Annotated in this window: 12 protein-coding genes; 6 read left to right on the top strand and 6 right to left on the bottom strand. The window is 57.4% G+C overall.

Features of this window, described 5'->3' with window-relative positions; all coding sequences use genetic code 11:
• Positions 1-334: 334 nt before the first annotated feature.
• Positions 335-2,485 carry a glycogen debranching protein GlgX gene (gene glgX / locus G7W63_RS16365; RefSeq protein WP_166260718.1) on the top strand — a complete coding sequence of 717 codons (2,151 nt, stop codon included), beginning with the start codon at positions 335-337 and terminating at the stop codon, positions 2,483-2,485.
• Positions 2,482-7,215 carry a malto-oligosyltrehalose synthase gene (treY, locus tag G7W63_RS16360; protein ID WP_166260715.1) on the top strand — a complete coding sequence of 1,578 codons (4,734 nt, stop codon included), beginning with the start codon at positions 2,482-2,484 and terminating at the stop codon, positions 7,213-7,215. Before glgX ends, treY begins: the two co-directional genes overlap by 4 nt.
• A 20-nt stretch (positions 7,216-7,235) precedes the next feature.
• On the opposite strand, the gene glgC is transcribed toward treY, so the two are convergent.
• From glgC to malQ, 5 genes are all read right to left on the bottom strand, one after another.
• Entirely contained in the window at positions 7,236-8,495 is a 1,260-nt protein-coding gene (gene glgC, locus G7W63_RS16355) for a glucose-1-phosphate adenylyltransferase (protein ID WP_166260712.1), read from the bottom strand.
• A gap of 188 nt (positions 8,496-8,683) precedes the next feature.
• Positions 8,684-10,903 carry a 1,4-alpha-glucan branching protein GlgB gene (glgB, locus tag G7W63_RS16350; RefSeq protein WP_166260709.1) on the bottom strand — a complete coding sequence of 740 codons (2,220 nt, stop codon included), beginning with the start codon at positions 10,901-10,903 and terminating at the stop codon, positions 8,684-8,686.
• Entirely contained in the window at positions 10,896-14,228 is a 3,333-nt protein-coding gene (gene treS / locus G7W63_RS16345; protein WP_166260706.1) for a maltose alpha-D-glucosyltransferase, read from the bottom strand. Before treS ends, glgB begins: the two co-directional genes overlap by 8 nt.
• Positions 14,229-14,287: 59 nt before the next feature.
• Entirely contained in the window at positions 14,288-16,309 is a 2,022-nt protein-coding gene (locus G7W63_RS16340) for an alpha-1,4-glucan--maltose-1-phosphate maltosyltransferase (protein WP_166260703.1), read from the bottom strand.
• Between the two features lie 195 nt (positions 16,310-16,504).
• Positions 16,505-18,646 carry a 4-alpha-glucanotransferase gene (malQ, locus tag G7W63_RS16335; protein WP_166260700.1) on the bottom strand — a complete coding sequence of 714 codons (2,142 nt, stop codon included), beginning with the start codon at positions 18,644-18,646 and terminating at the stop codon, positions 16,505-16,507.
• A 438-nt stretch (positions 18,647-19,084) separates the two neighbouring features.
• Here malQ and G7W63_RS16330 point away from each other — a divergent pair, with 438 nt between their 5' ends.
• Together G7W63_RS16330 and G7W63_RS16325 are read left to right on the top strand one after the other, a co-directional pair.
• Complete coding sequence (locus G7W63_RS16330) at positions 19,085-20,101, top strand: hypothetical protein (RefSeq protein ID WP_166260697.1); 1,017 nt, start codon at positions 19,085-19,087, stop codon at positions 20,099-20,101.
• A gap of 65 nt (positions 20,102-20,166) precedes the next feature.
• Positions 20,167-21,111, top strand: coding sequence for a 1-phosphofructokinase family hexose kinase (locus tag G7W63_RS16325; RefSeq protein WP_166260694.1), 945 nt, complete (start codon positions 20,167-20,169; stop codon positions 21,109-21,111).
• A gap of 170 nt (positions 21,112-21,281) precedes the next feature.
• Here G7W63_RS16325 and G7W63_RS16320 read toward each other — a convergent pair whose 3' ends face one another.
• Positions 21,282-21,533, bottom strand: coding sequence for a hypothetical protein (locus G7W63_RS16320; RefSeq protein ID WP_166260691.1), 252 nt, complete (start codon positions 21,531-21,533; stop codon positions 21,282-21,284).
• A 21-nt stretch (positions 21,534-21,554) separates the two neighbouring features.
• On the opposite strand from G7W63_RS16320, the gene G7W63_RS16315 reads away from it, so the two are divergent.
• Positions 21,555-22,628: an ATP-grasp domain-containing protein gene (locus tag G7W63_RS16315; protein ID WP_166260688.1), complete on the top strand. Its 1,074-nt coding sequence runs from the start codon at positions 21,555-21,557 to the stop codon at positions 22,626-22,628.
• Positions 22,629-22,713: 85 nt separating this feature from the next.
• The gene (locus G7W63_RS16310; RefSeq protein ID WP_242634458.1) at positions 22,714-25,413 is read left to right on the top strand and encodes a cation-translocating P-type ATPase; all 2,700 of its coding nucleotides are present in this window, start codon (positions 22,714-22,716) and stop codon (positions 25,411-25,413) included.
• Positions 25,414-25,416 lie beyond the last annotated feature (3 nt).

Here is a 25,416-nt window from a genome sequence, read left to right as displayed (position 1 = left end):
GTTGTAACGTTGGACCGACGGTCCGGCCCGTCTTTTCGGCTCTGTTTGCCAACAGCATCGGGCGACCCTTCGTCTTTGCCCAGGCAGGCGCGCCAACAGCGCAACCTCAGTCGTTCCGGCATTACCGGAAAGCAGCGCATTCGCTCTTTAAGAGCTCCTGTGAGCGGTTTCCGGTCTTCAGGCATTAAAACTATGAGCCAGCTTCAGCCTAGTTTTCATGCCGTGTCTGGAGGTTTTGTGGTGGCAGTTTGTCACGCGTCTGCCACCCGTCATCAAGAATTTTTTCAGCTCAGCTGAAAAGGCTGGCTGTCTGCACAAAAGGTGGAACTGAGCAATGAGTGAAAAGCAGCCACGCGTATGGCCGGGGGAACCACAACCACTTGGGGCGACCTGGGATGGAAACGGTGTAAATTTTGCCCTTTTTTCTGAACATGCAGAACAGGTTGAGCTCTGCCTGTTCGACCCTTCCGGCAAGCATGAAATTGAACGCATCATCATGCCTGAGCGCACAGGGCTTGTCTGGCATGCTTACCTGCCCCACGTCCGGCCCGAGATGCTCTACGGCTACCGAGTTCATGGCCCCTATGAGCCGGAAGACGGTCACCGTTTCAATCCGAACAAGCTATTGCTGGACCCATACACCAAAGCTGTTTTCGGAGAGATTCAGTGGAGCGATGCGCTGTTTGGCTACCGCGTAGGCGATAAAGACGACGACCTGTCTTTTGACGAAACGGACAGCGCGGAGGGCATGGTCCGCTCCCGGGTCATTGACGAAAGCTTCGACTGGGAAGGCGATATGCCGCCGGCTACCCCATGGCAGGAGATGATCATCTACGAGCTCCACGTCAAGGGCTTTACCCAAATGCGTACGGACTTGCCCCAGTACATAAGGGGGACCTATGCGGCGCTGGGAACAGAGCCTGTCATCGACTACCTGAAACAGCTCGGTGTAACAGCGGTGGAACTGCTGCCCGTTCACGCTTTTGTCAAAGACCGCCACCTCGAGGACGAGGGCCTCACGAATTTCTGGGGCTACAACAGCATTGGCTTTTTTGCGCCTGAGCCCAAATATGCCAGCAGCGACCCGGTCACCGAGTTCAAGGCTGCAGTGAAAGCCTTGCACAGGGCAGGCATCGAAGTGATTCTTGATGTGGTCTACAACCATACCGGCGAAGGCAATCATATGGGCCCCACGATCTGTTTTCGCGGTATAGACAACAAGGCCTATTACCGGCAGGTGCCAGAGGACGAACGCCATTATATGGATTACACCGGCACCGGGAACACGCTCGACATGGGGCATCCGCAAGTCCTGCAACTGATCATGGACAGCTTGCGCTACTGGGTGCAGGAAATGCACGTGGACGGTTTCCGGTTTGATCTGACATCGACACTGGGGCGGGAGGAGCACGAGTTCGACCGGTACGGTGCCTTTTTCGACATCATCCAGCAGGACCCGGTGCTGTCCCGGGTAAAGCTGATTGCCGAGCCCTGGGATCTGGGCGAAGGTGGCTACCAGGTTGGCAATTTCCCGCCGGGCTGGACCGAGTGGAACGATCGATACCGGGACACGGTCCGTGACTATTGGCGGGGCGAAGGTGATGTTATTGCCGAGCTGGCCACACGACTGACCGGCTCGGCCGATCTTTTCTACTCAAACGGCCGTAGCCCCTGCTCCAGCATCAACTTCGTTACGGCTCACGATGGTTTTACACTTCACGATCTCGTCAGCTACACCATAGAGCAAGTTCCAGCCCAGGAGGAGGATCAACCGAACGAAGAAAACGATGATGACGAAGATGAAAAACGGAGCTGGAACTGCGGGGCGGAGGGGCCTTGTGATGACCCGCAAGTTCTGGCACTGCGGGAGCGCCAGAAACGTAACCTGCTCGCCACGCTTTTTCTTTCGGCGGGTGTTCCCATGCTGCTGGCCGGCGACGAATGCGGCCGCACCCAGCAGGGAGACAGCAACGCCTACTGTCAGGATAACGAGATAAGCTGGCTGAACTGGGAGCTGAGCCAGGAAGATGAACAACTCCTGGAGTTTACCCGTCAGCTGATCCGGATCCGCCAGTCCCACCCTGCCTTCCGGCGTGGTCATTTTTATCGCGGTCAGCCAGTCAACGGTTCCGAGACCAGGGATATTTACTGGCTCAACCCCGACGGTCTCGAAATGACCAAGGAGGAATGGGACACAACCTTTGCCCGCGCTCTGGGTGTGCTAATAACCGGCTTGGGATTGCCGGACGTAGACAGGCAGGGAGAACGCCTGGAAGACGACGACTTCCTGCTGTTCCTGAATGCCCATCATGACGATGTACCATTCACGATTCCAGATATCGCCGGCATAGAGTCCTGGAACCTTTTGATCAACACCTTCATCCCCGACATTCCTGCGTCTTCCGAGCGCTGGCAGCCAGGCTCCGAATGTGCCGTCGGGGGACATTCGCTGATGCTGTTCCAACACCAGAGGGAGAGATCGTGAAACGCTATCACGAGATGCCGTTTGGTGCCCGGGTACAGCCGGATGGCAAGGTGCATTTTGGATTCTGGGCGCCCGCTGCCTCAGAAGTCGAAGTCTGCCTGTACGAAGGCGAAAACAGGGGCAAAGACAGGACCTATTTGCCAATGGAGCCCGCGGAAGAAGGCTGGTTCAGCCTTGAAACCGAGCGCGCCGGGGCCGGCTCCCTTTACAGCTACCGCATCGGGGGAACTGAGTGCGTGCCAGATCCAGCCTCACGCTTTCAGCCCGAGGATGTCCATGGGCCGAGTGAGGTTGTCGACCCCTCAACCTTTGCCTGGCGCGACAGTGAGTGGCGCGGCCGACCCTGGCATGAAGCGGTGATCTACGAGTTGCATGCCGGTACCTTCAGCACAGGTGGCAATTACCAGGGCATTGAGGAAAGGCTGGATTACCTGGCGGAGCTTGGTGTTACCGCCATTGAACTTATGCCCCTGTCGGACTTTCCGGGAGGCCGGAACTGGGGCTACGACGGCGTTCTACCGTTTGCCCCAGACCATACGTATGGTCGCCCTGAGCAGTTGAAAAGCCTGATCCAGGCCGCGCACGAGCGCGAGATCATGGTGTTTCTGGATGTGGTCTACAATCATTTCGGTCCCGACGGCAACTACCTGCACCTCTATGCACCTGATTTCTTTACCGAACGCCATCAGACTCCCTGGGGCGCGGCGATCAATTTCGACGGTAAAAACAGCCAGACAGTCCGGGATTTTTTCATCCATAGCGCCCTTTACTGGCTGGAGGAGTACCACCTCGATGGCCTCAGGCTGGATGCCGTTCACGCCATCCATGACGACGCAAGCCCGTCCTTCCTTGAGGAGCTTGCCAGCCGTGTCCAGGAAGGCCCGGGCCGTGATCGTCAAATCCACCTGGTGCTTGAGAACGACCACAACTCGGCAGGTTATCTGGCCCGTACACCGGAGCTTTCACCCCGCTTCTATACCGCCCAGTGGAATGATGACATCCACCACTGCCTGCACCTGATGCTCACGGGTGAGAGCGATGGTTACTACGCTGACTATGCCAGGCGTCCGAACTGGTTCCTGGGCCGCTGCCTTGCAGAAGGCTTTGCTTACCAGGGTGAGCCCTCTCCCTACAGGGCAAATGCTCACCGGGGTGAGCGGAGCACGGAGCTTCCCCCTGAGGCCTTTGTTTCCTTTCTGCAGAATCACGATCAGGTGGGCAATCGCGCTTTCGGGGAGCGGATTGACACCCTTGCCCCGCCAGCCGCCATCGCTGCTGCCGCTGTTGTGCGCCTGCTGGCTCCCCAGCCTCCCTTGCTGTTTATGGGTGAAGAATTCGGGGCGACCACTCCCTTTCAGTTTTTTTGCGACTTTTCCGGTGAGCTCGCTGAAGCCGTAACCTCAGGGCGACAGTCAGAATTTTCCCATTTTTCGGACTTTTCGGAAGCAGGCACAAAAGACCGGATTCCCGATCCGAATTCCGAACAGACCTTCGTCCAGAGCAAACTGAAGTGGGATTGCCTCGATTCGCCTTACCACGCCGACCGCCACCGCCACTTTACAGAGCTGCTGGCCTTACGCCGGAAACTCTATGGCGAAACGGACCACCGGCCGCTCCCCGGCGCGGGGACGTTCCACGAGTGTGGTGACACCGCACTGGAGGTAGTCTGGCAGTTAAAGAGTGGCGCCAGGCTCACCATGCTAATCAATCTTGGACCCGATTCCTGTGCAATTCCGGACGTCGGACCAGACTCCGGGGACACGCTGTATTTCTTTCCTGACGATCTTCCGGATGCACTGGCATCTGGACATCTTCTGCCCTGGTCGGTCGCCGTTTTTCTCGCCTCGGCCGATGACACGAAAGCCATTCCGACTGCCACCTATCGACTCCAGCTCAACAGGAACTTCACCCTCCGCGATGCTGGCAAGCTGATCCCCTATCTCCATGACCTGGGCATCAGTCACTGTTATTGCTCGCCTTACCTGAAGGCCCGGTCGGGCAGCAGCCACGGCTATGACATCGTTGATCATGGCACTCTCAATCCCGAGATTGGCAGCCAGGCCGACCTCGATGACTTCGCCGCAAAACTCAATGAGCGGGACATGGGGCATATCCTCGACATGGTCCCCAACCACATGGGGGTCATGGGAGACGACAACCTCTGGTGGCTGGATGTTCTGGAGAATGGTCCAGCCTCCAGGTTTGCGAATTTTTTCGACATCGACTGGACACCCCTGCGCCGGGGGATGAATAACCAGGTACTGATTCCTGTACTCGGTGACCATTACGGTGATGTGCTTGACCAGAAACAGCTGAAACTTGTTTTTGACCCGCACCGAGGCACGTTCTCGGTACAGTATTATGAGCATCACTTCCCGATTGATCCGCACCAGTACGCGCTGATTCTCAAACGGCAGCCGGACAGTTTAAAAGAGCGTTTTGCGGATGATGAGGTTGCGCTGATGGAATTCCAGAGCCTTGTCACGGCGTTTGAGAACCTGCCGCCCCGCAGCTGCGTTCTTAAACAGGAACTGACTGCACGCAATCGGGATAAGGAACTCCTTAAACAGCGGCTCAAAGCTCTCCATGAGAATAGCCCTGCCCTACAGCATCACCTGGCGAGCGTCGTCCGGGAGATCAACAATTCCGAAGCACTGGGCAAGGAGATCAGCAGCCCGATGCATGAGCTGCTTGAGGCCCAGGCCTATCGGCTGGCCTACTGGCGGGTAGCCGCTGATGAAATCAACTACCGCCGGTTTTTCGATATCAATGAACTTGCCTGCCTGCGACAGGAAGATACCGAGGTTTTCGAAAAAACCCATGGCTTTGCATTCGACCTTATCCGGCAAGGCAAGGTCCAGGGCCTGCGGATAGACCATCCGGACGGACTCTACGACCCGGCGCAGTATTTCCATCGCCTGCAGGGCCCCAGACCAGTCTACCTAATTGCCGAAAAGATTCTCTGCGAGGGCGAACGGCTGCGGCGGGACTGGCCTGTTCACGGCACGACGGGCTATGAGTTTGCTGCCGATTGCACCAGCCTCTTTATTGATCCGGCCAGTGCAGATGAAATGCAGGAAATCTATGAGGCCTTTGTGGGCCACAGAATGGAATTTGACGACCTCTGTTATCGCTCAAAAAAACTGATTGTCCAGACGTCGCTTGCCAGCGGGATGGCCGTGCTTGCCAATCAGCTTGCCCGCATTGCGGACGCCGACCCACACACCCGGGACTTCACCCTGAACGGTCTGAGGCAGGCTCTTACCGAAGTGGTCGCCTGTTTCCCGGTCTATCGTACCTATATTACTGAGCGCGGCGTTACTGATGAGGATCGGTACCAGGTAGACCGGGCAATCCGGGATGCCGTGGCAAGAAGCCAGGCGGCGGATATCACGGCATTCCGTTTCATCCGGGACGCTCTGCTACTGGAAATCGGCGAAGGCCAGCCGGAAACCCTGCGCCAACAGCTGATCCGGTTCTCTATGGGCTTCCAGCAGTATACCTCCCCGGTCATGGCCAAGGGCCTGGAAGACACCGCGCTGTACGTCTACCATCGGCTGGTCGCGCTTAACGAGGTCGGGGCCGAACCGGGCATCTTCGGAATCAGTGCTTCGTCCTTTCATCAGGCCAACCTCGAGCGCCAGGCCAACTGGCCTCATAGCATGATCGACACCTCCACCCACGATTCCAAGCGGTCCGCCGATACCCGTGCCCGAATCGGGATACTTTCCGAACTGCCGGACCAGTGGCGGGAAAAGGTCAACCACTGGACTGCCCTCAATGCCCGCTACAAAACCCAGGCCAGTGGCAGAGCATGGCCCGACAAGAACGCTGAATACCTGCTGTATCAGACCCTGATCGGGGCCTGGCCCCTGGAGCCGATGGACGACATCGATTTAGAGGCGTTCAGGTCGCGCATTCGGGATTACATGCTCAAGGCGGTCAAGGAAGCCAAGCAGTACACCTCCTGGATCAACAGTAACGCGGGTTATGAGGAGAGCCTGTCGGGATTTGTCGACGCTGTGCTGCAGTCTGACAACGCCGGGTTTCTGGAGGACTTCACCGGCTTTCAGGAAACCATCAGTCGGATGGGAATGTACGTCAGCCTTGCCCAGGTCCTGCTCAAGCTGACAGCGCCCGGCATGCCCGACACCTATCAGGGGGACGAACTCTGGAATTTCAGCCTGGTGGACCCGGATAATCGCCGTGCGGTGAACTACGACCGGCGCAGGGAAATACTGCATGACTTGAAAGCGCAGTTTGGTGGGGACTCCATTGAGCGTTTTGCGCTTTCCTCGCTGATCGAGGACATGTTGGACGGCCGAATAAAATGTTTTCTCACCTGGAAGTGTCTGTCCCTACGTCGGGAATATCCCCACCTGTTCAGCCAAGGTGGCTACATTGCTTTGCAGACCAGGGGCGAATATGCGGACAACCTGTTCGCGTTTGCCCGGGAACACGAGGGCAAAACGCTCATCGTGGTGGTGCCAAGATTGCTCGGGCGTCTACCGGTAGCCGCGGCCGATGGCTCCGGCCATCTTGTGAGCCAGCTGGACTGGGGGGACGCCCGCATCGAGTTGCCTGAACACCTGGCCAACCGTGACTACTGCAGTCACCTGACCCGGGAGTTAATAAATGCCAGCTCGCTCGAGCAGGGCCGATGCCTGGCAGCGAAGCAGCTGTTCGCCGAGTTTCCGGTGGCGTTGCTGGTTTCCGCGCCGGGGTCTTGAAGTAGTCTTTTCAGCCGCCCTTACAGGCCGTGGGGGTAATCCTGGTTCAGCATCTCCGGTGTAACCATGACGATTCCCTTCGGGCTGACGTAGAACCGTTGATGGTCCTCTTCCAGGTTGATGCCTATCCGGCTACCCTCCGGAATTCTGCAGCCACGGTCTATAACCGCCCTGCGAATCTGGCAATTCCTGCCGATATCCACGTCAGGAAAAATCACAGAATCATTGACTTCGCTGAAGGAATGCACAAATACCTGGGAAAACAGGACGGAATTTCTCACGGTCGCTCCGGACACAATGCAGCCTCCCGCCACCATGGAGTCAACCGCCATTCCCCGTCGCCCGTCTTCATCAAATACGAATTTTGCCGGAGGCAGCTGTTCCTGATAGGTCCATATCGGCCACTTCGGATCGTAAAGGTTCAGCTCGGGACTGACACCGATGAGTTCCAGGTTTGCCTGCCAGAGCGCATCGACCGTGCCCACATCCCGCCAGTATGCGCCGGTTTCCCGAACCGGGTCGAGAAAGGGGAAGGCGACGACCCTGAGCCTGCCGATAATGGAAGGAATAATGTCTTTACCGAAGTCGTGGGAGCTATTCAGCTTATGGTCGCGCTCCAGTTCCCCGAATAGCACTTTGGTACTGAAGACGTAAATACCCATGGAGGCCAGGACCCGGCCGGGCTTGTCAGGGAGTTCTTTCGGATTTTCAGGTTTCTCAAGGAACTCCGTAACACGGTAGGAACTGTCCACTGACATCACGCCAAAGGCTGACGCTTCCTCTACCGGGACCTCGACACAACCAACGGTTACATCCGCCTCTTCCTCCACATGGGCTGCGAGCATGGTGCCGTAGTCCATTTTGTAGACATGGTCACCCGCCAGCACAAGCACATACTCCGGATTGTGGCTCTTGATGATGTCGAGGTTCTGCATGACTGCATCCGCAGTGCCCTCATACCAGGAGGTTTCTATCCGTTGCTGGGCCGGCAGCAGTTCCACAAATTCGTCCATTTCGCCGCGAAACGAACCCCAGCCCCTCTGGATATGGCGAATCAGTGAATGAGCCTTGTACTGGGTTATAACCCCCACCCGGCTTATCCCCGAATTGATGCAATTTGAAAGCGGGAAATCGATTATCCGGAATTTGCCGCCAAAAGGCACCGCTGGTTTTGCACGCCATCGGGTGAGGTCATGGAGGCGGCTGCCCCTGCCTCCAGCAAGTACCAGTGCGAGTGTTTGACGAGTAAGACGGCTTACGAACCTCTTCCTTGCGGTCATGGACCCTTCCTTTGCCTGGGTTTGACGTCGACTACCTCCTAGGTGTCTGAGAACACCGCGAAACGACAGACTTGATTTATTACAGATTTACCATCCGACGCCTATGGTGTAAAGATCAAGCATATGATTTGCCACTTATGATTTCACTTATACGCCTTGCTCTGCATACGCTAGCGACAAAAGCGTTGCTAGTGCTCCGGACGAAGGACCAGCACCCCCAGGGGCGGCAGCGAGAGAGACAGGCTCGATGGCTGGCCATGAAGCGGAGTCTCATCAGCCAGCAGCTGACCACCATTACCGACATTGCTGCCTCCATAGACCGCGGCATCACTGTTGAATATTTCCGTCCAGGCACCCTCCCTGGGCACACCAACACGATAGTCGCTATGGGCAAGGGGGGTCATGTTGGCAATGACAAGTACCGGGTTGCCCAACTGATCGAGGCGCAGCCAGGCAAATACGCTGTTTTTCCGATCGTCCCCGATTACCCACTGGAATCCCTCCGGCGCCGCATCAGCCTGATGCAGTTCGCGGGTCTCTCTATACAATCGGTTGAGATCCCTGACCAGGTCCTGCACGCCTTTGTGCCTTGGATGGCTGAGCAGAGACCAGTCCAGTTCGCGGTCATGGCTCCACTCTCGCCATTGACCGAACTCGCAGCCCATAAACAGAAGTTTTTTACCTGGGTGAGTCCACATGAACGAAAGATAGGCTCTCAAGTTGGCGAATTGCTGCCACTCATCGCCCGGCATTTTCCCGATCAGCGAGCCCTTTCCGTGGACAACTTCATCGTGGGAAATGGGTAGGACGAATCTCTCCGAAAAGGCATAAACCAGCCCAAAGGTCAGTTTGTCATGGCTCCAGGACCGGTAAAGGGGATCCTGGGCTATGTATTCCAGGGTGTCGTGCATCCAGCCCATGTTCCACTTATAGGCGAAACCGAGGCCACCACCGGCGGTGGGGTCGGTGACACCGGGCCAGGCGGTGGACTCCTCTGCGATAACCTGGGCACCCGGCACATCCTCTTTGACGACATCATTGAGGTGGCGGAGAAAATCCACGGCTTCCAGGTTTTCCCGACCTCCATATTCATTGGGAATCCATTCTCCTTCTTGCCGGGAATAATCCCGGTGCAGCATGGAAGCAACCGCATCCACTCTAAGGGCATCCACATGGTAATCCCGTAACCACTGCAGCGCGGAGGACAGCATGAAACCGTGCACTTCACGCCGACCCAGATTGTAGATATAGGTATCCCAGTCCTGGTGAAAGCCTTCAAACGGGTGCTCGTATTCATACAAGGCGGTACCGTCGAAACGGCCAAGGCCATGGGTGTCCGTGGGGAAGTGGGCAGGCACCCAGTCAAGTATGACGCCCAGCCCGGCTTGATGGCACGCATTAACGAAAGCGGCAAAGTCACGGGTATTGCCGAAACGCCCGCTCGGCGCAAACTGGCTCAGTGGCTGATAGCCCCATGAGCCGCCGAAAGGATGCTCCATGATCGGCAGCAGTTCGATGTGGGTGAAACCAAGCTCGACCGCGTAGGGAATCAGGTGCTCGGTCAGTGCCTCCCAATCGTACATTTCACCGAGGTCTCCACCGTGCTTCCGCCAGGAGGCCACGTGAACCTCGTACACGGAGACAGGGCTCACAGGGGCTTGGAGGTCACCCCTGTGGGCCATCCAGTCGTCATCGCTCCAGATGAAAGGCGAAGTATCGGCGACCACCGAAGCCGTACTGGGTGGGGCCTGGGTGGCGAGGGCAACCGGATCGGCCTTGAGCACGGCTTCGCCATAAAAATTGAGGATCTCGTACTGATACGCTTCTCCCGGGCCGAGTCGTGGCAGGAACAGCTCCCAGACACCGGTCGGCTCGCGCTTGCGCATGGGGTGGCGACGACCGTCCCAGCTATTGAAGTCTCCCACCACAGAGACCCGCCGCGCGTTAGGCGCCCAGACCGCGAACCGAACACCCTTTATTCCGTCAACCTCTGTCGGCTGAGCTCCCAGACAATGGCCGATCTCACGATGGGTACCTTCGCCAACCAGGTAAAGGTCCAGGTCCCCCAACAGCAGACCAAATGAGTAGGGGTCCTCAGTCTCCTGTATCGCACGGTCTGGCCAGCGGATTCGCAACCGGTAGGGAGCGGCGTGAGGAACCTGGCCGGCGAACAGACCCGGTATCTGGATCGCGGTCAGGCTGCATCGCAACCGATTGTCGTCGCTGTCGAGCACATCGACTCCCAGTGCACCGGGCACGTAGACCCGAAGGACCATGCCATCGGCGGTTTCATGAAGGCCAAGCACGGAAAACGGGTTGCCATGACTGGCTTCCGCCAGGGCCTCTGCATCTGCTCGGGGAAGCCAGACACCCTGGTCAGTGGGCGGTTTTTCAGCAGCATCAGACATTGCCTTCTCCCTTGTTCAATTGATCAGCAATAGCTGCCAGGCCTCGCAAGGGTACCCTGAGCCAGGTGGGCCTGTTGGCAGCTTCGTAAGCAATTTCATAAGCGGTCTTCTCCAGCAGGAACAGCTGCAGGGCGGCGTCCTCTCCGTCTGCGTTCTGCCACTGGTGGGCGATGCCTGTCGCGCTCTGGCGATAATTTTCCAGGAATACCCGGCTGCCGATGTGCCGGTATCGCTCAGCCACTTCCCGGCTCTGTTGGCTCACGCTCGGGCTGGTCTCCGAGGAGGTTGATCGGTCGCCTGTAATTGCGCCCGCGTAATCGAACGATCGCAGCATGCCTGCGACATCCTTCCAGGGGCAGTCCTTGGCACGTCTCTCGCTGAGGGGACGCGCCGGCTCTCCTTCGAAGTCAATGAGATACGCATCATCGTGCACAACCAGGACCTGACCAAGGTGAAGGTCACCGTGAATTCTTGTCAACAGGCTACCCCTTGCCCTATGCGCCAGGCTTTCGGCATGACTGACCAGCCCATCGCGCTGGGCAAGAACCTGGTCGACCAGTCGCTGGTCCTCCTCTGGTGCGCTCCGGGCATGTTTATCTAGCAGATCAAGCGCTTCCCGCACCCGATCTCCGACCCGCCGGGACCAGAGACCAACCTGTTCTTCGTCCGCCAGCTCGGGCTGGAATGCAGGATCCCGACAGGGTCTGGCCAGGACCTGATGCAGCTCTCCAAGACGCTGTCCCAGTTTGGCGGCAAACGCTTCCAGTTCGTCAAATGGGCCGAAGCCCTTCTCCAGCGTGCCCGCATCTTCGAGCGTGGCTTCGTGAATGGCCCGCTCCAGCGTATTGCGGGTCCATGTCCAGGCATCACCCTGATTCTCGATATAACCCTGGGCAAGAATCAGCGTGTGGGGCTCCTCCCCTTCCTGGTGGCGCGCCACATCGCCGTAAAACGGTGGCACATGGGTAAAGCCATTGTCAGTAAGATAATGGGCAATCTCGGCTTCGGGATGAACGCCTGCCTCCAGGCGCCGCAACAGTTTGATGACCACCTGCCGGCCAATGACAATCGAGCTGTTGGACTGCTCCACGCCCTGTGACACAACCTCAACATCATCAGGAAGTTTCAGGTCCTGCAGGAGCGAGGTGGGCGAGAACCTCAGCTCACCCCTGCCACAGGGAAGCGGGGCGCCCTTGCGTAAATAGCTGAGCAGACACAGACCAAATTCCTCAAGCGCCACAGCATCTGTCAGCAGGCCGACCTCGCGGCCCCGGCGTATCCTGGCCATGGCCAATTGCTGGGCGAGCACATGGGTTCGGTCATCTGCACTGACGAAAGCAAGGGGCACCTGATATCGATCGGCCCCCTCACTGTGGCGGACCTCAATCTCGCTCATCAGGAACTCGTTGCCCGAGTCACCAATGGGGTCGGCATACAGGATATCCACCGATTCAATACGGGCCTGTTTCGCTCCGAACCAACGGCGCTTGGGCAGGTACTTCGGCAGGACTTCCTTCTCAAGTTCTCTGCGGGGGCGCGGTTCAAGCACTTCCTGAAGATGACGCCGTGTAATCAGGGTAACGTAATCAGGCATGGGTTCGGGAGGCGGCATATGCCAGGACGGCATTTGCGATTCGCTGGCCATCAGAAACCAGAAAAATCCATAGGGCGAAAGGGTCAGGTTGTAATGGGTTGCCTCCACCGGAGGAAAAGCGCTCCCCCCGGTCATTTCCACCGGCACCCTGCCCTTGTAATCGGCGAGATCCAACTCCACCGCCTGAGCAGTGCGAGCGACATTGGCAACGCACAGCAGAGACTGTGTTTCGCCGTTTGCGTCCGTCAGCTCACGCATATAGGCCAGGATGTTGCGATTGGCAGGATATAGCATGCGCATGCCACCCCGACTGAAGGCCCGATGCTGCTTCCGTACAGTCAGCATCCGGCGCATGCTGTTCAACAGTGCATGGGGATCCCCCATCTGGGCTTCCACATTAACGGACTGAAAGCCGTACAACGGATCCATGATGGGAGGCAGTACCAGCCTGGCAGGGTCGGCGCGGGAAAAGCCACCGTTTCTGTCCATGGACCACTGCATCGGCGTGCGCACCCCGTCCCTGTCGCCCAGGTAGATGTTGTCGCCCATGCCAATTTCGTCGCCGTAATAGAGAATGGGGGTGCCAGGCATGGAAAGAAGCAGGCTGTTGAGCAGCTCCACCCGTCGACGGTCCCTTTCCAGCAGAGGCATCAGGCGTCGGCGTATGCCCAGGTTGATCCTGGCACGGCGGTCCGCGGCGTAATGGTTCCAGAGATAGTCCCGCTCCTCGTCAGTGACCATTTCCAGGGTCAGTTCGTCATGGTTGCGCAAAAAGATCGCCCACTGGCAGTTTTCCGGAATGTCTGGGGTCTGTCGGAGGATATCCGTGATCGGAAAGCGGTCTTCCTGGGCCAGGGCCATGTACATCCGTGGCATCAAGGGAAAATGGAAGGCCATGTGGCATTCATCCCCGTCACCGAAATAGGGCCGGGTATCTTCGGGCCACTGATTGGCCTCGGCCAACAGCATCCGGTCAGGATAACGCTCATCAATCACCGTCCGGATGCGCTTCAGGACGTCGTGGGTTTCAGGGAGATTTTCATTGTTGGTGCCCTCCCTTTCCACCAGATAGGGAATAGCATCCAGCCGAAGCCCGTCGACACCCATGTCCAGCCAGTATTCCATGGCCTTGAGGAGCTCATCCAGAACCTGGGGATTGTCAAAGTTCAGGTCGGGCTGGTGGGAATAGAAGCGGTGCCAGAAATAGGCATTGGCGACTGGATCCCAGGACCAGTTGGAGGTTTCAGTATCGGTGAAGATAATTCGGGTGCCCGGGTATTTACTGTCAGTGTCAGACCAGACATAGAACTCCCGCTCGGGTGATCCTGGTGGTGCGTTGCGGGCCCGCTGAAACCAGGGATGCTGGTCCGACGTGTGGTTGATCACAAGCTCGGTGATAACCCTCAGACCCCGCCGGTGCGCTTCCGTAATAAACTCCTGGGCATCCTCCAGCGTTCCGTAGTCCGGGCTCACGTTGCAGTATTCGGCAATGTCGTAGCCATCGTCACGGCGGGGTGACGGGTAGAACGGCAGCAGCCACACGGCATTGACCCCCAGACTCACAATGTAGTCCAGCTTCTGGATCAGTCCTTTGAAATCTCCGATCCCATCCTCATTGGCATCAAAGAACGACTTCACGTGCAACTGATAAATAACGGCGTCTTTGTACCAGAGGGGATCCTGCAGAAACGCCTCTGTTACCGGATTCTCTTGCTCGGCTTTGACATCCATCGTGGTTTTTGCCTCCTGACGTCAATCGGAATTTGGGCTCTTCATGCCGGCAGCAAAACTCAGGGCAGGTTTACCCGCCAGATGCCAAAGGGAAGGCCCAACGGGTCAAGACGTGTCCATTGCCATTGCCCATGCCAGGTCCAGCTATGGCCTGTCATCAGGTCTTCCGCCTCCAGGTCGGCGTCTTCCGGCAACCCGAACTCCCACAGCGGTAATTCGAAACTGCCTTCCTGGGCCTCAAACGGATCAAGACTGATCACCACAAAGACTACATTGCTGTTATCGGGTGTGCGTTTACAGAAATACAGCAGGCGGTCGTTATTGATGGGATGAAAACTGACCCCCAGATGGGTTTGAAAAGCCGGATTCTCCCTGCGGATGCGGTTGAGTTGTGCAATCTCATAAACAATGTTGCCTGGGGCACTGTAGTCCCTTGGACGTATCTCGTATTTTTCCGAATTGAGATATTCCTCTTTGCCCGGCACTGGCGCGTTTTCACAAAGTTCAAAGCCCGAATACATGCCCCAGGACCCGGCCCCCAGGGCGGCCAGGGCCGCCCTGATCAGGAATCCCGTACGGCCGGACGACTGCAGGAAATACGGATTGATATCCGGGGTGTTCACAAAGAAATTGGGGCGATACCCATAGCGCCAGGGCGGACGAGACAGAGTCGTCAGATATTCGGTCAGCTCGGCTTTTGTGTTGCGCCAGGTGAAGTAGGTATAGCTCTGGGTAAACCCCAGCTTGCCCAGATGAAGCATGACGGCGGGACGCGTGAAGGCTTCAGACAGGAAGATGATGCCCGGGTCCCGGCTGCGGATGTCGTCGATAAGCCACTCCCAGAATGGGAAGGGCTTGGTATGGGGGTTATCCACACGAAAAATGCGCACACCCAGGTCAATCCAGCCCTGGACTACGTCCCGCCAGGCCAGCCAGAGGTCCGGAATGGCATCTTCCCCATAGAAATCCACATTGACGATATCCTGATATTTCTTCGGTGGGTTTTCCGCATAGCGGATAGACCCGTCCGGACGCCAGGAAAACCAACCAGGATGTTCTTCCAGCCAGGGATGATCCGGAGAGCACTGAATGGCAAAGTCCAGGGCGATTTCCAGTCCATGGTCGGAGGCTGCTCTTTCAAGTTCGACGAAGTCCTCGAAGGTACCCAGCTCGGGATGGATGGCTTCATGCCCGCCGTCCTTGCTGCCGATCGCGTAAGGACTGCCAACGTCGTCGGAACTGGCCTCCAGGGTATTGTTTTTGCCCTTACGATGGATCCGGCCAATGGGGTGGATCGGCGTAAAGTAGAGAACATCGAACCCCATGTCGCGGATCATGGGCAGCCGTTTCTGGACGTCCCTGAAGGTGCCGTGACGGTTCGGGTCATCGGTTTCGGAACGGGGAAACAGCTCATACCAGCTGGCAAACCTGGCTTCGACCCGATCAACGTAGAAGGGATACTTTATGGCACTGCGAACGCGGTGGCGGCGGGGGTCCGCTTTTTCCATCAGTTGATGGGTAAACGGGTCCAGTATGAGTGCGACTTTGCCGCTATCCGTGCTGGTCTCTACAAACTGGGTATGCAGGGCTTCCAGTGCTTTGCGCGTCTGACCTCTGCTGCGTTCCTGCGCCTGGGCAATGAGCCGGCGCCCCTCCTCGAGTTCCAGAGCAACCGGCACACCGGCATGATGCTTCTTGTAGAGCTCGTCGCGGTAGGTACCGAACACATCCCACCAGGCTTCGATCGTAAAGTGGTGCAGCCCGAGTTCCTCTGGCGTTATCTCGGCTCTCCAGAGGTCATTGCCAAGCGGGGTGACGCGGGTCATAGGCTGAACCTGCCAGTCTCCGCCCTCTTTGCGCCAGCGAACCACAGCGGACAGCAGATCGTGCCCGTCAGCAAAAATGACGGCCGTTACAGGTACAGGGTCGCCTGCGATGGCTTTCGCCGGGAACCTTCCCTGATCAAGACTGGGTTCGACTGATTCAATGGCAATACGGGGAGCTTTGGCAGCACTCTGCGCTGCCTTGCGGTCATTCTCTGCCGTGCTGCTCAACGACGTCTTGCGCACTTCTCTGTTCATCAGGCTGTCTCCCTAGCCTCCCTGGCAGCATACCGTCGCCGCCCGCCTTCAGAATTCGTACATCCTCGTCTGTTCTGCCCTCATCCGCAGCCTTTGCAACGTGGCTTTCTTGCAAGGCCCTGACTATTTAAAGCCGTCCTGGTCCGGTTGAGACATCGGCGTATAAAACCAGTATCAATTAAGCCAGTTACTAATTCAATGTTCGCTGTCCGCGCTTTTCACAGATTCGAGACGACCGCTACGAAGGTCGCCCAGACGCTGACGGACCTCTTCAGCCTTCGGTATTTCCTGCGCAGCCGGCGACCATCGACGGCGCCAGTTGGGATGCTCGGTAATGGTTCCGGGCAGATTCGCCTGCTCCTCAAGCCCCAGCAGGTCCTCTACTGGCAGAATGGCCAGCGGAGATGGCGTACGGCCCAGGTGCCGCGCACAGCGGTCCAGAACACGGGCCACGGGAATATCCGCGGCCTGTAGCTCGCTGACGGCATCCGGGGACTCCACCAGCCCAAGCGCCCGCGCCAGCCTGGCTCGGTCTCTGGCCCGGTTTTGGCGTTCGGTTTCCACTGTCTCGGTTTTCGGCAGGAGGCCAAATTTCCCACGCCATTCGATGTCCCGGCCGGCCCACCAGCCAGCCACAGTAGGCAGGTCATGGGTGGAAGTCGTGGCCATTGTCGCTGGCGACCAGTGCTCAGGCGGCTGAAAGTCCGCCACATAATCCCGCTCGAACCAGAGAACGTTCATCCCCATTATGCTGCGCTCACAAAGCCTCTCACGAAATCCTGGCGCCACCGTGCCCAGGTCTTCTCCCACGACGACCGCCTCATGCTGGACCGACTCCAGCGCTGTAAGCCTGAGCAGATCGTCGAGCGGGAAACGAACATACCCGCCCTCGTCGGGCCGCTTACCGGCAGGCACCAGCCAGAGCCGCAGAAAACCCAGGATGTGATCAATCCGAAGGCCTCCGGCCTGGGCAAAATTTGCCCGCAACATGTCGATAAAACTCCGGAAGCCGGAACGTATCAGGCCGTGTGGGGAAAACGAGCACAAACCCCAGTCCTGGCCATGTACATTGAACGAATCGGGCGGTGCGCCAATAGAGACTCCAGTGAGCATTTCCTGCTGCCGGCTCCAGGCCTGACTACCGGAATCATTCGCACCCACGGCAAGGTCGGCAACCAGGCCGACCGCCATGCCGGACTCCACGGCTGCGTCCTGGGCCCGCTGAAGGCCATCCGCAACAAGCCACTGCAGAAACGCATGGAAGCTCACTTCATCGGCGTGGTCCTGAGCAAACTCTTCCACGGCAGCACTGGCAGGGTCACGGAATTCCACCGGCCAGTTCCGCCAGCTGCCAGCCCCCTGCCATTCTGATAAGGCCTCGAATCGGCAATGATCCTCAAGAGCCGCTCCGCCCTGCTTACGAAAGGTCGTGAACTGCCGGTACAGATCGCTGTCCTGCCCGTCCCTGCCCTCAGCAAAGTCCTCATACAGAGACCGAAGCCAGGTGAGTTTTGCGCTGCCAACGGCAGGCCAGTCAATCATCTCAAGGGATTCCAGATCCCGAACACGTTGCTCCAGGCCACAGCGGGCTATTGCTGCCTGAACCCGTGACTCGCCAAAAACACCTTCAGGAGCGCTGTAAAGCACGTTGCGCAGAAGCCGACTTGAGGGGGAATAGGGACCGTAGTGATTGGGGTCTGAACTGAACATGGCGTGGGTCGGACTCACAGTCACCGCCGCTGCACCCTCAGCTGCGGCGCTGCGACAGAGGTTTTCCAGCGCCAGGGCGTCTCCCATCCCGCCGCCACCTGGCCGACGCAAGGAATAAAGCTGTGTGGCCAGGCCCCATAATCGTGAAGATCCGTCAGTCGAGCGACTGGCGGATCTTCTGCTAGCAGCCTGTTCGACAGAAAAACATCTGGCGGGCGCAACGGCCAGAGTCAGCGAACAGTCTGCAACGCTCAATCGGTGGTAGCCCGCCTCCGCTACCGCCGGGATCCGGCCATGTTCATCGGTCCGGCCCTGATGGCGATGGCCACTTTCGAGCTCGATCATATAGTCCGTGGCCGGGGCCAGCGGACAGGCCAATGTGATGACACATCCCTGATCGGCAGTAATCAGTGGCGGAAGCTGAGCTGGAGTTTCGGGATGATACAGCCGCTCCAGCGCCTCCCGACTGCTTCGTATCTCTTCGTCACTGCCAGCTGGAAATCCAAGAAGTGGTAATAGAACACTCTGGATCTCAGGCTCGAGGTATTGGGTGGAGCCCTCACTGTCGGTCCACTCAAGGATCAGGCCTGCGGCCTCAGCGAGTTCTCTTAAGGCACTGCCATTCATAGGAGGCTCCTTCTCCTGTTGGGACATAGCGCCACAACAAGCGCGATGGGTCCGGGTTCGTATAGATGGCCGCGAGTGCCAGTCCCATAGCAAGACAGCTAAAGCGGTAACTGTCGTAGCGCTGGAGAAATGATTTCAGAATCGGACACGAATAAGCAATAACCCGCGTAAACCGATGTGGCCTGTGTGGGATAACGCCAGGCGCAGCATGCTCATTAGTGCGTTGGGTCAGGTTGACAGCTACCGAATGATTGCCTCACTGTCAACCTTTACCAAAATCCTATAGTCTTTTTACATCTTTTCTTGGTAATTGGATTGATCGCCAGACCTTTCTCGAAAGCGACTCAACGTCTGCCGTCGGTTTACACTGTATTAAAAAAATCACCATTGAATGCTATCTTTTCCTTGATGGACCATTTTTTTATAAGGAAGTTATCTATGACCTCATCGGTGACCATTCAACTACAGATTGGCAATGCGATTCCGCCTGGCAATGAAGATGAGACCCAGGAGATCATCGAGTTATGGCAGCAGGCCAACGCTTTCTTCACAAATATGGAATTTACGGCCCAGGGCCGGTTAAATGGAAGCGCGCACTCCTACCGGGTCAGCCTGGACGCCGGAGAATTGATTGCAGCCATGGAAAAGGCACGGGGTCAGTCAGGCTCTTTCTCCAGGCAACAGCTGGCCCATGTGGAGGATCCTGACAAGCCAATCAAGGCTGGACTCTCCGTCACCATCTCGGCGGAGGGTCACACCACAGCAGAGGAAGAGAGTTACCAGGTAGCCACAATTTTTATCCAGCAGATGGTGTTAGCGGTCAATCTTGTCAGACCCGGAGCAATCCAATTGCTGGACACCCGGTTTGCCGGCCAAGGCGCTCATAAATACGAGGCCCAGAATTATGCTTCCGGGCTGTTTTATGGTGCCCTGAAAGCCTCACAGGAGTACCAGTGGCCCCCGCTTAAAAAGCTTTCCCTTGAAGAGGTCTGGGCCTGGCTTGAAAACACCGAAAGCAGCCGGAAAGATACTGCCATAAAGAGCATCAATGAGGTGCTTTTCACCCTGCTGAAGGTGGCGGAGAACCGTCATGAATACAGTTCCCGAATGGCGATGCTGATCATGTATCAACTGGAGAAAATACTCGATTGCCGACAGGTTAACTCACAGTCAGACGTATATCATCGAACCGCTTTGATCCTGGAGCACTGCCCTCACCCTGACGGCTGGCTCTCTGAACTGCAAGATGCCCGCAACAACCTGTTCATGGCAAGTGTGCCGGTGCACCGCCCACCGCTCATTTGCCACACCACAGAGAATGCTCTTCGGAAACAGTTCGGGCAGCATCATTCCGCTGTTGAATCGGGTACGGCCGTTGTTCTGGCCCTTCTCCATGACCTTATTGGCCATGGAGCACAACGCTACAAATTTTCAGAAACCATGGACCGGGAATAAATTGAACTGAACAGTCCGGTCGCGAATTGAAGCCTTCCTGTTCGAGACAGCTGGAGGAATGAGATATGGGTAACGTAGCGACAGTGACAATGAACCCAACAGTCGACCTTTTCGCTGAAACCGAGCGGCTGGTGGAAAACGGTAAGACCCGTTGCCAGAATACCAGCCATGAACCCGGCGGAGGTGGCATCAACGTGGCCCGGAACCTGCACCGGTTCGGCGTTAATGTCGTGGCGATACTCACTGCGGGCGGCCTGCAGGGAGAAAGACTGAAACGAACCCTGAAACGTGAGGCTTTTACCTCTCACTTCGTCGACATCCAGGATGAGACCCGGCAAAGCCTTGCGGTCACCGAGAAGGCCAGCGGCAAGCTCTATCATCTGGTTTTCCCCGGCCCCGAACTGCAGGAATCAGAGTGGCAGCAGTGTGTCGACGTGTTCGAGACCCTGCAGCCGACGCCTGATTACCTGGTGCTCAGCGGCAGCCTTCCGGGTGGTGTGCCGACTGATTTCTACAGCAACCTGGCGCGCTCGGCCGCCGACGGCGGAACCAGAGTGATACTGGATACCTCCGGCAAGGCCCTTTCCTCTTCCTCGAGAACGGGCATTTATCTCACCAAACTCAACTTCGGCGAATTCCTCGACCTGGGGTATTCCGGCCCGGAGGACTACGCCAGCGTATTGGAGGCCATGGGCAAAATGGTGGATCAGGGCCTGAGCGACAACCTGATAATCACCCTGGATGCGGACGGCGCCCTACTCGCCTCAAGCGTCGGCGAAAGGCTTCACGCGCGCCCTCCTGAGACCCGCGTGATCAGTCATGTGGGCGCAGGAGACAGCTTCGTTTCGGTCCTGGTTTACCAGCTTGATCGTGGCCAGGCAATGGCGGAAGCCTTCCGTTATGGGGTTGCCGCCGCTGCGGCCAAGGTCAGCACGCCGGGCAATCAGCTCACGGATCTTGAAAAGGTCGAATCTATCGTCACGAAGGTGGCCGTCCGCGAGCATCAGTAGTGGTCACTGGGGATATCGGTCAGAAACGTTTGCTGGCTTCAAAGCCGAGGCTGACGAGGTCACTCGCAAATACCGATGATGTTGCCCGTCTGGCCTGGCATTTAAGAGATAAACCCCATACTTTTTCTTATACTCAAGACGATGTATTGCAGGGGCGGTCGGGATAGCCGCTAGCTGGATAGCAACCAACAAGGGCCAAAGACATGGATCACCGTCGAAAAAATATATTCGTTCTTGGATACGATGAAGAACATGCCCAGGACCTCCGGAAGATACCCGATGCCGACGCCTTTTGCTTCCACCCGCTTTTGCGCACGGATGAAGTAGTTCATCAGAAAAACTTCTACATTGATGAAAGACTGGAACAGGCTCGCGACATCTTGCGCAGCTTCGACGGAAAATTGGACGCCATTGTCTGCCACTGGGATTTTCCTGCCACCCCCATGGCCGCAATTTTATGCGCGGAGTTCGGCTTGCTGGCACCCTCTCTGGAGGCCGTACTCAAGTGTTCCCACAAGTATTGGAGCCGCCTCGAACAACAGGCCGCGGTACCCGAAGCGACGCCAGGATTCTGCGCTGTCGACCCCTTCGACAAAGATGCGCCTGACAAAATCACACTGGATTACCCTTTCTGGATAAAGCCGATCAAGGGCTATGGTTCTGCCCTAGGGTTTCGCATCAATAATAGACGCGAACTTGACCACGCTCTGGACGTAATAAAACAGAGAATCAAACGCATCGGTGATCCCTTCAACAAAATTCTGGAAAAAGTGAACTTGCCGCCTGAACTGGCTGGGGTAGACGGTAATTACCTGGTTGCCGAAAAACTGATCCATGGCTGGGAGTTTGCCCCCGAGGGCTATATGCAGCATGGAGAATTTCACGTACATGGCGTAATAGACATGGTTCGGGACAAAAACCGAAAGAGCTTCCTTCGCTATGAATATCCCTCCCAGGCGCCCCGCAGGATCCAGGAGCGCGGTATTGCGATGGCCGAAAAAGTACTTCGCCAGATTGGTTTCGATAATGGCTGTTTCAACATGGAATTTTTTTGGGGCGAAGATAGCGACAGCTTATGGATTATCGAGATTAACGCCCGAATCTCCCAGTCTCACTGCTATCAGTTCGAGATGGTCGACGGTATGTCCAATCACGAGATAGCCGTGCATGTGGCGCTTGGTGATACTCCACGGTTTGAACATCACAACGGGCCCTACAGGCATGCTGCGAAATTCCTCCTTCGGCATTATACACAGCAGGATGCCGTCGTTGCTCGCGCGCCAAGTGGCGACGAGCTCTCGCGTCTCGCTGAGTCGCAGCCCGACACCAAGGTAGTGTTCAAAGCACAGGAAGGCATGCGATTGTCAGAAATTCCGGACCAGGACCCCTACAGCTATATCCTGGCAGAGGTTCATGTTGCAGGCAAAACCCAGCATGAAATGCTGCAGCGTTACCGTGAAGCCATTAAGGCACTGCCCTTTGAGTTCTCGCCAGTGCCGGATGACGAGGAAGATTAGCATCGCGCAGGCGCAGGCCGTTCGCAAAGATCTGAGTTTAAGAGTCCGCGCCGACCTTTTAGAGGACTTTCAAAGGAACGACCCATTGGCTGCGAAAAGCGAAAAGAGAGGGAACTCTTCCAAAGAAACTGCCTGGCATTCCGCGGACATTGAGGAAACTCTGGCGGAACTCGACGTCCGGAAAGAAAATGGATTGACGGATGACGAGGCCCAGGAGCGGTTCAAGCGTTACGGGCCTAACCAGCTGCGGGTGGCCCAAAGCCGGCCCTGGTGGCGGATTCTTGTGGGGCAGTTTCGCAGTATCGTTATCTACCTGCTGGGTGGCGCCGCCCTTCTGGCGTTTGCCACCGGCCGCCTCCCGGAGGGGTTTGCGGTCCTTGCGGTACTGCTGGTAAATACCACTATCGGCTTTGTCAGCGAATGGAAGGCGGTACTATCCATGGCCGCCCTGCGCCGGTTGGGAGAGCACATGACCCGTGTGCGCCGGGAAGGCAGTGAGCAGGAGATTGCTGCATCGGAAATCGTGCCCGGCGATATTGTGCTGCTCGAGGCCGGCGACCTGGTCCCCGCTGATCTGCGATTGCTGGAAGCGGAACATCTGAGGGTCAACGAAGCACCTCTCACCGGTGAGTCCGTTGCGGTGAGCAAACTGACCGATACCCTGGCCGCGGATACGGACCTTGCCGATCGCAAGAACATGCTCTACAAGGGCACCAGCATCGCCGACGGCACCGCGGTAGGCGCTGCAGCGGCAACGGGTTCCAAGACGGAGCTGGGCAGGGTGTCCGCACTTGCGGAATCGGCGGAGGGAACTGTCACACCATTGCAGCGGCGACTGGATCAATTGGGGCGCCGCCTCGCTGTATTAACCATTTTTATCGCGGTCGCGGTCGCTGCGGTGGGTTTGCTGGTGCGGGAGCAAGAGGCCGCGCTGGTGATCGAGACGGCGCTGGCCCTCGGTGTAGCAGCCATTCCTGAAGGCCTTCCCATTGTTGCCACGATCGCCCTCGCCCGCGGCATGTACCTGATGTCCACCCGCAACGCTCTGGTGAACCAGCTCACCGCGGTGGAAACTCTGGGGGCAACCCGGGTGATCTTTTCTGACAAAACCGGCACCCTGACGGAAAACCGGATGCGGCTGCAAAAAATCGTCACCCCCACTGGTGATCTCGCACTGGAGGAAAACGGGACGGGCACGTCGCTGGAGGACAAGGAGGGGGTACGCCGCGTACTGGAGGTGGGCCTGCTCTGCAATGGCGCTTCCCTCAAGCAGGAACAGGGAGAGGACAATCCTCGTGGCGACCCCACTGAAATCGCACTTCTGGCCGGAGGCAAGGACCTGGGACTGGAGCGGGAATCTTTGCTTAAAGAGCGCCCTGAGGCACGGGTTGAAAAATTCGAACCCCGGCTCAAGAAGATGGCCACCTTTCATCAGGAGGATGGCAAGTATTACGTGGCGGTGAAAGGCGCCCCCGAGGCTGTGCTGGATGTCTGCAGCGATATCCTGGCGTCCGAAGACAGCGCCGAGTCTCTGGATGACGAGACCCGCCAGCAATGGGTCGAGCGCGCCAATGAACTGGCAGGCGAGGGTTTACGCCTCCTGGCAATGGCCGAGAAGCGGACGGAAACCGAGGATTCCGATCCCTATGAAGAGCTATGCTTCCTCGGCCTTGTGGGCCTGCTTGATCCACCCCGCGAAAACGTCAAAGTAGCGATAGATGCCTGTCAGGCGGCGGGTATCCGGGTGGAGATGGTGACCGGCGATCAGGCAGAGACCGCCACGGCGATCGCCCGGGCTGTAGGGATCGTCGGGGGCAAGGATGATCCGGAAACTGTCACCATGCTGGGGCGCGATATCGGTGCCCCCGAAGAGATCGACGAGGACCAGCAGGAAAAGATCTACCGTGCCAATATATTTGCCAGGGTGAGTCCTGAGCAGAAGCTTGATCTGGTGACTATTTACCAGAACCGGGGCGAGATCGTGGCCATGACCGGTGACGGCGTCAATGACGCTCCCGCTCTGAAGAAGGCGGACATCGGCATTGCCATGGGCAAACGGGGCACCGAGGCGGCCAAGCAGGTCGCTGACATGGTGCTGAAGGATGACGCCTTTGAGACTATTGTGGAGGCGGTACGACAGGGACGGGTGATTTTCGGCAACATCCGTAAATCCGTCATGTTCATGCTCACCACCAATGTGGCCGAAGTGCTGGCGGTGGCCATAGCCACCGGTGCGGGATGGCCTCTGCCGCTGTTACCGCTGCAGATTCTCTATCTCAATGTGCTTACCGATGTCTTCCCTGCTCTCGCCCTGGGGGTGGGCCCGGCCAGCGGAAGTGAAATGAAAGAGCCACCCCGCAGCCCCCGGGAATCGGTGCTGACCCGAGCCCACTGGACGGAGATCACCGGATTTGCTGCCGTGATGGCAGCTTGTGTGCTGGTCGCCCTGCTGCTGGCACATCACTGGCTGGGATTGACGGAACTGGAAGCGGTCACGGTTTCTTTTCTGACTCTGGCTTTCGGCAAGCTCTGGTTTACATTCGTTCTGCGGAGCCCCAAGTCTGCTGTTCTGCGTAACGAAATAACACGCAATCCCTGGGTATGGGGAGCCCTGGCGCTTTGCATCGTGTTGCTCGCCGCCGCAGTCTATCTTCCGCTGCTCTCTGGCCTACTGCAAACCCGGCCTCTGGGCTGGCAGCCGTGGCTTCTGATTCTGGCAATGAGCGTCGTTCCCCTGCTGGTGGGACAAACAGTGCGGGAAATACAGCGGCGCAGGTTGACTTAGTAA

This window comes from Marinobacter salicampi (assembly GCF_011074795.1).
Lineage (GTDB): Bacteria > Pseudomonadota > Gammaproteobacteria > Pseudomonadales > Oleiphilaceae > Marinobacter > Marinobacter salicampi.
This window is presented reverse-complemented; position numbering and strand designations above follow the sequence as displayed.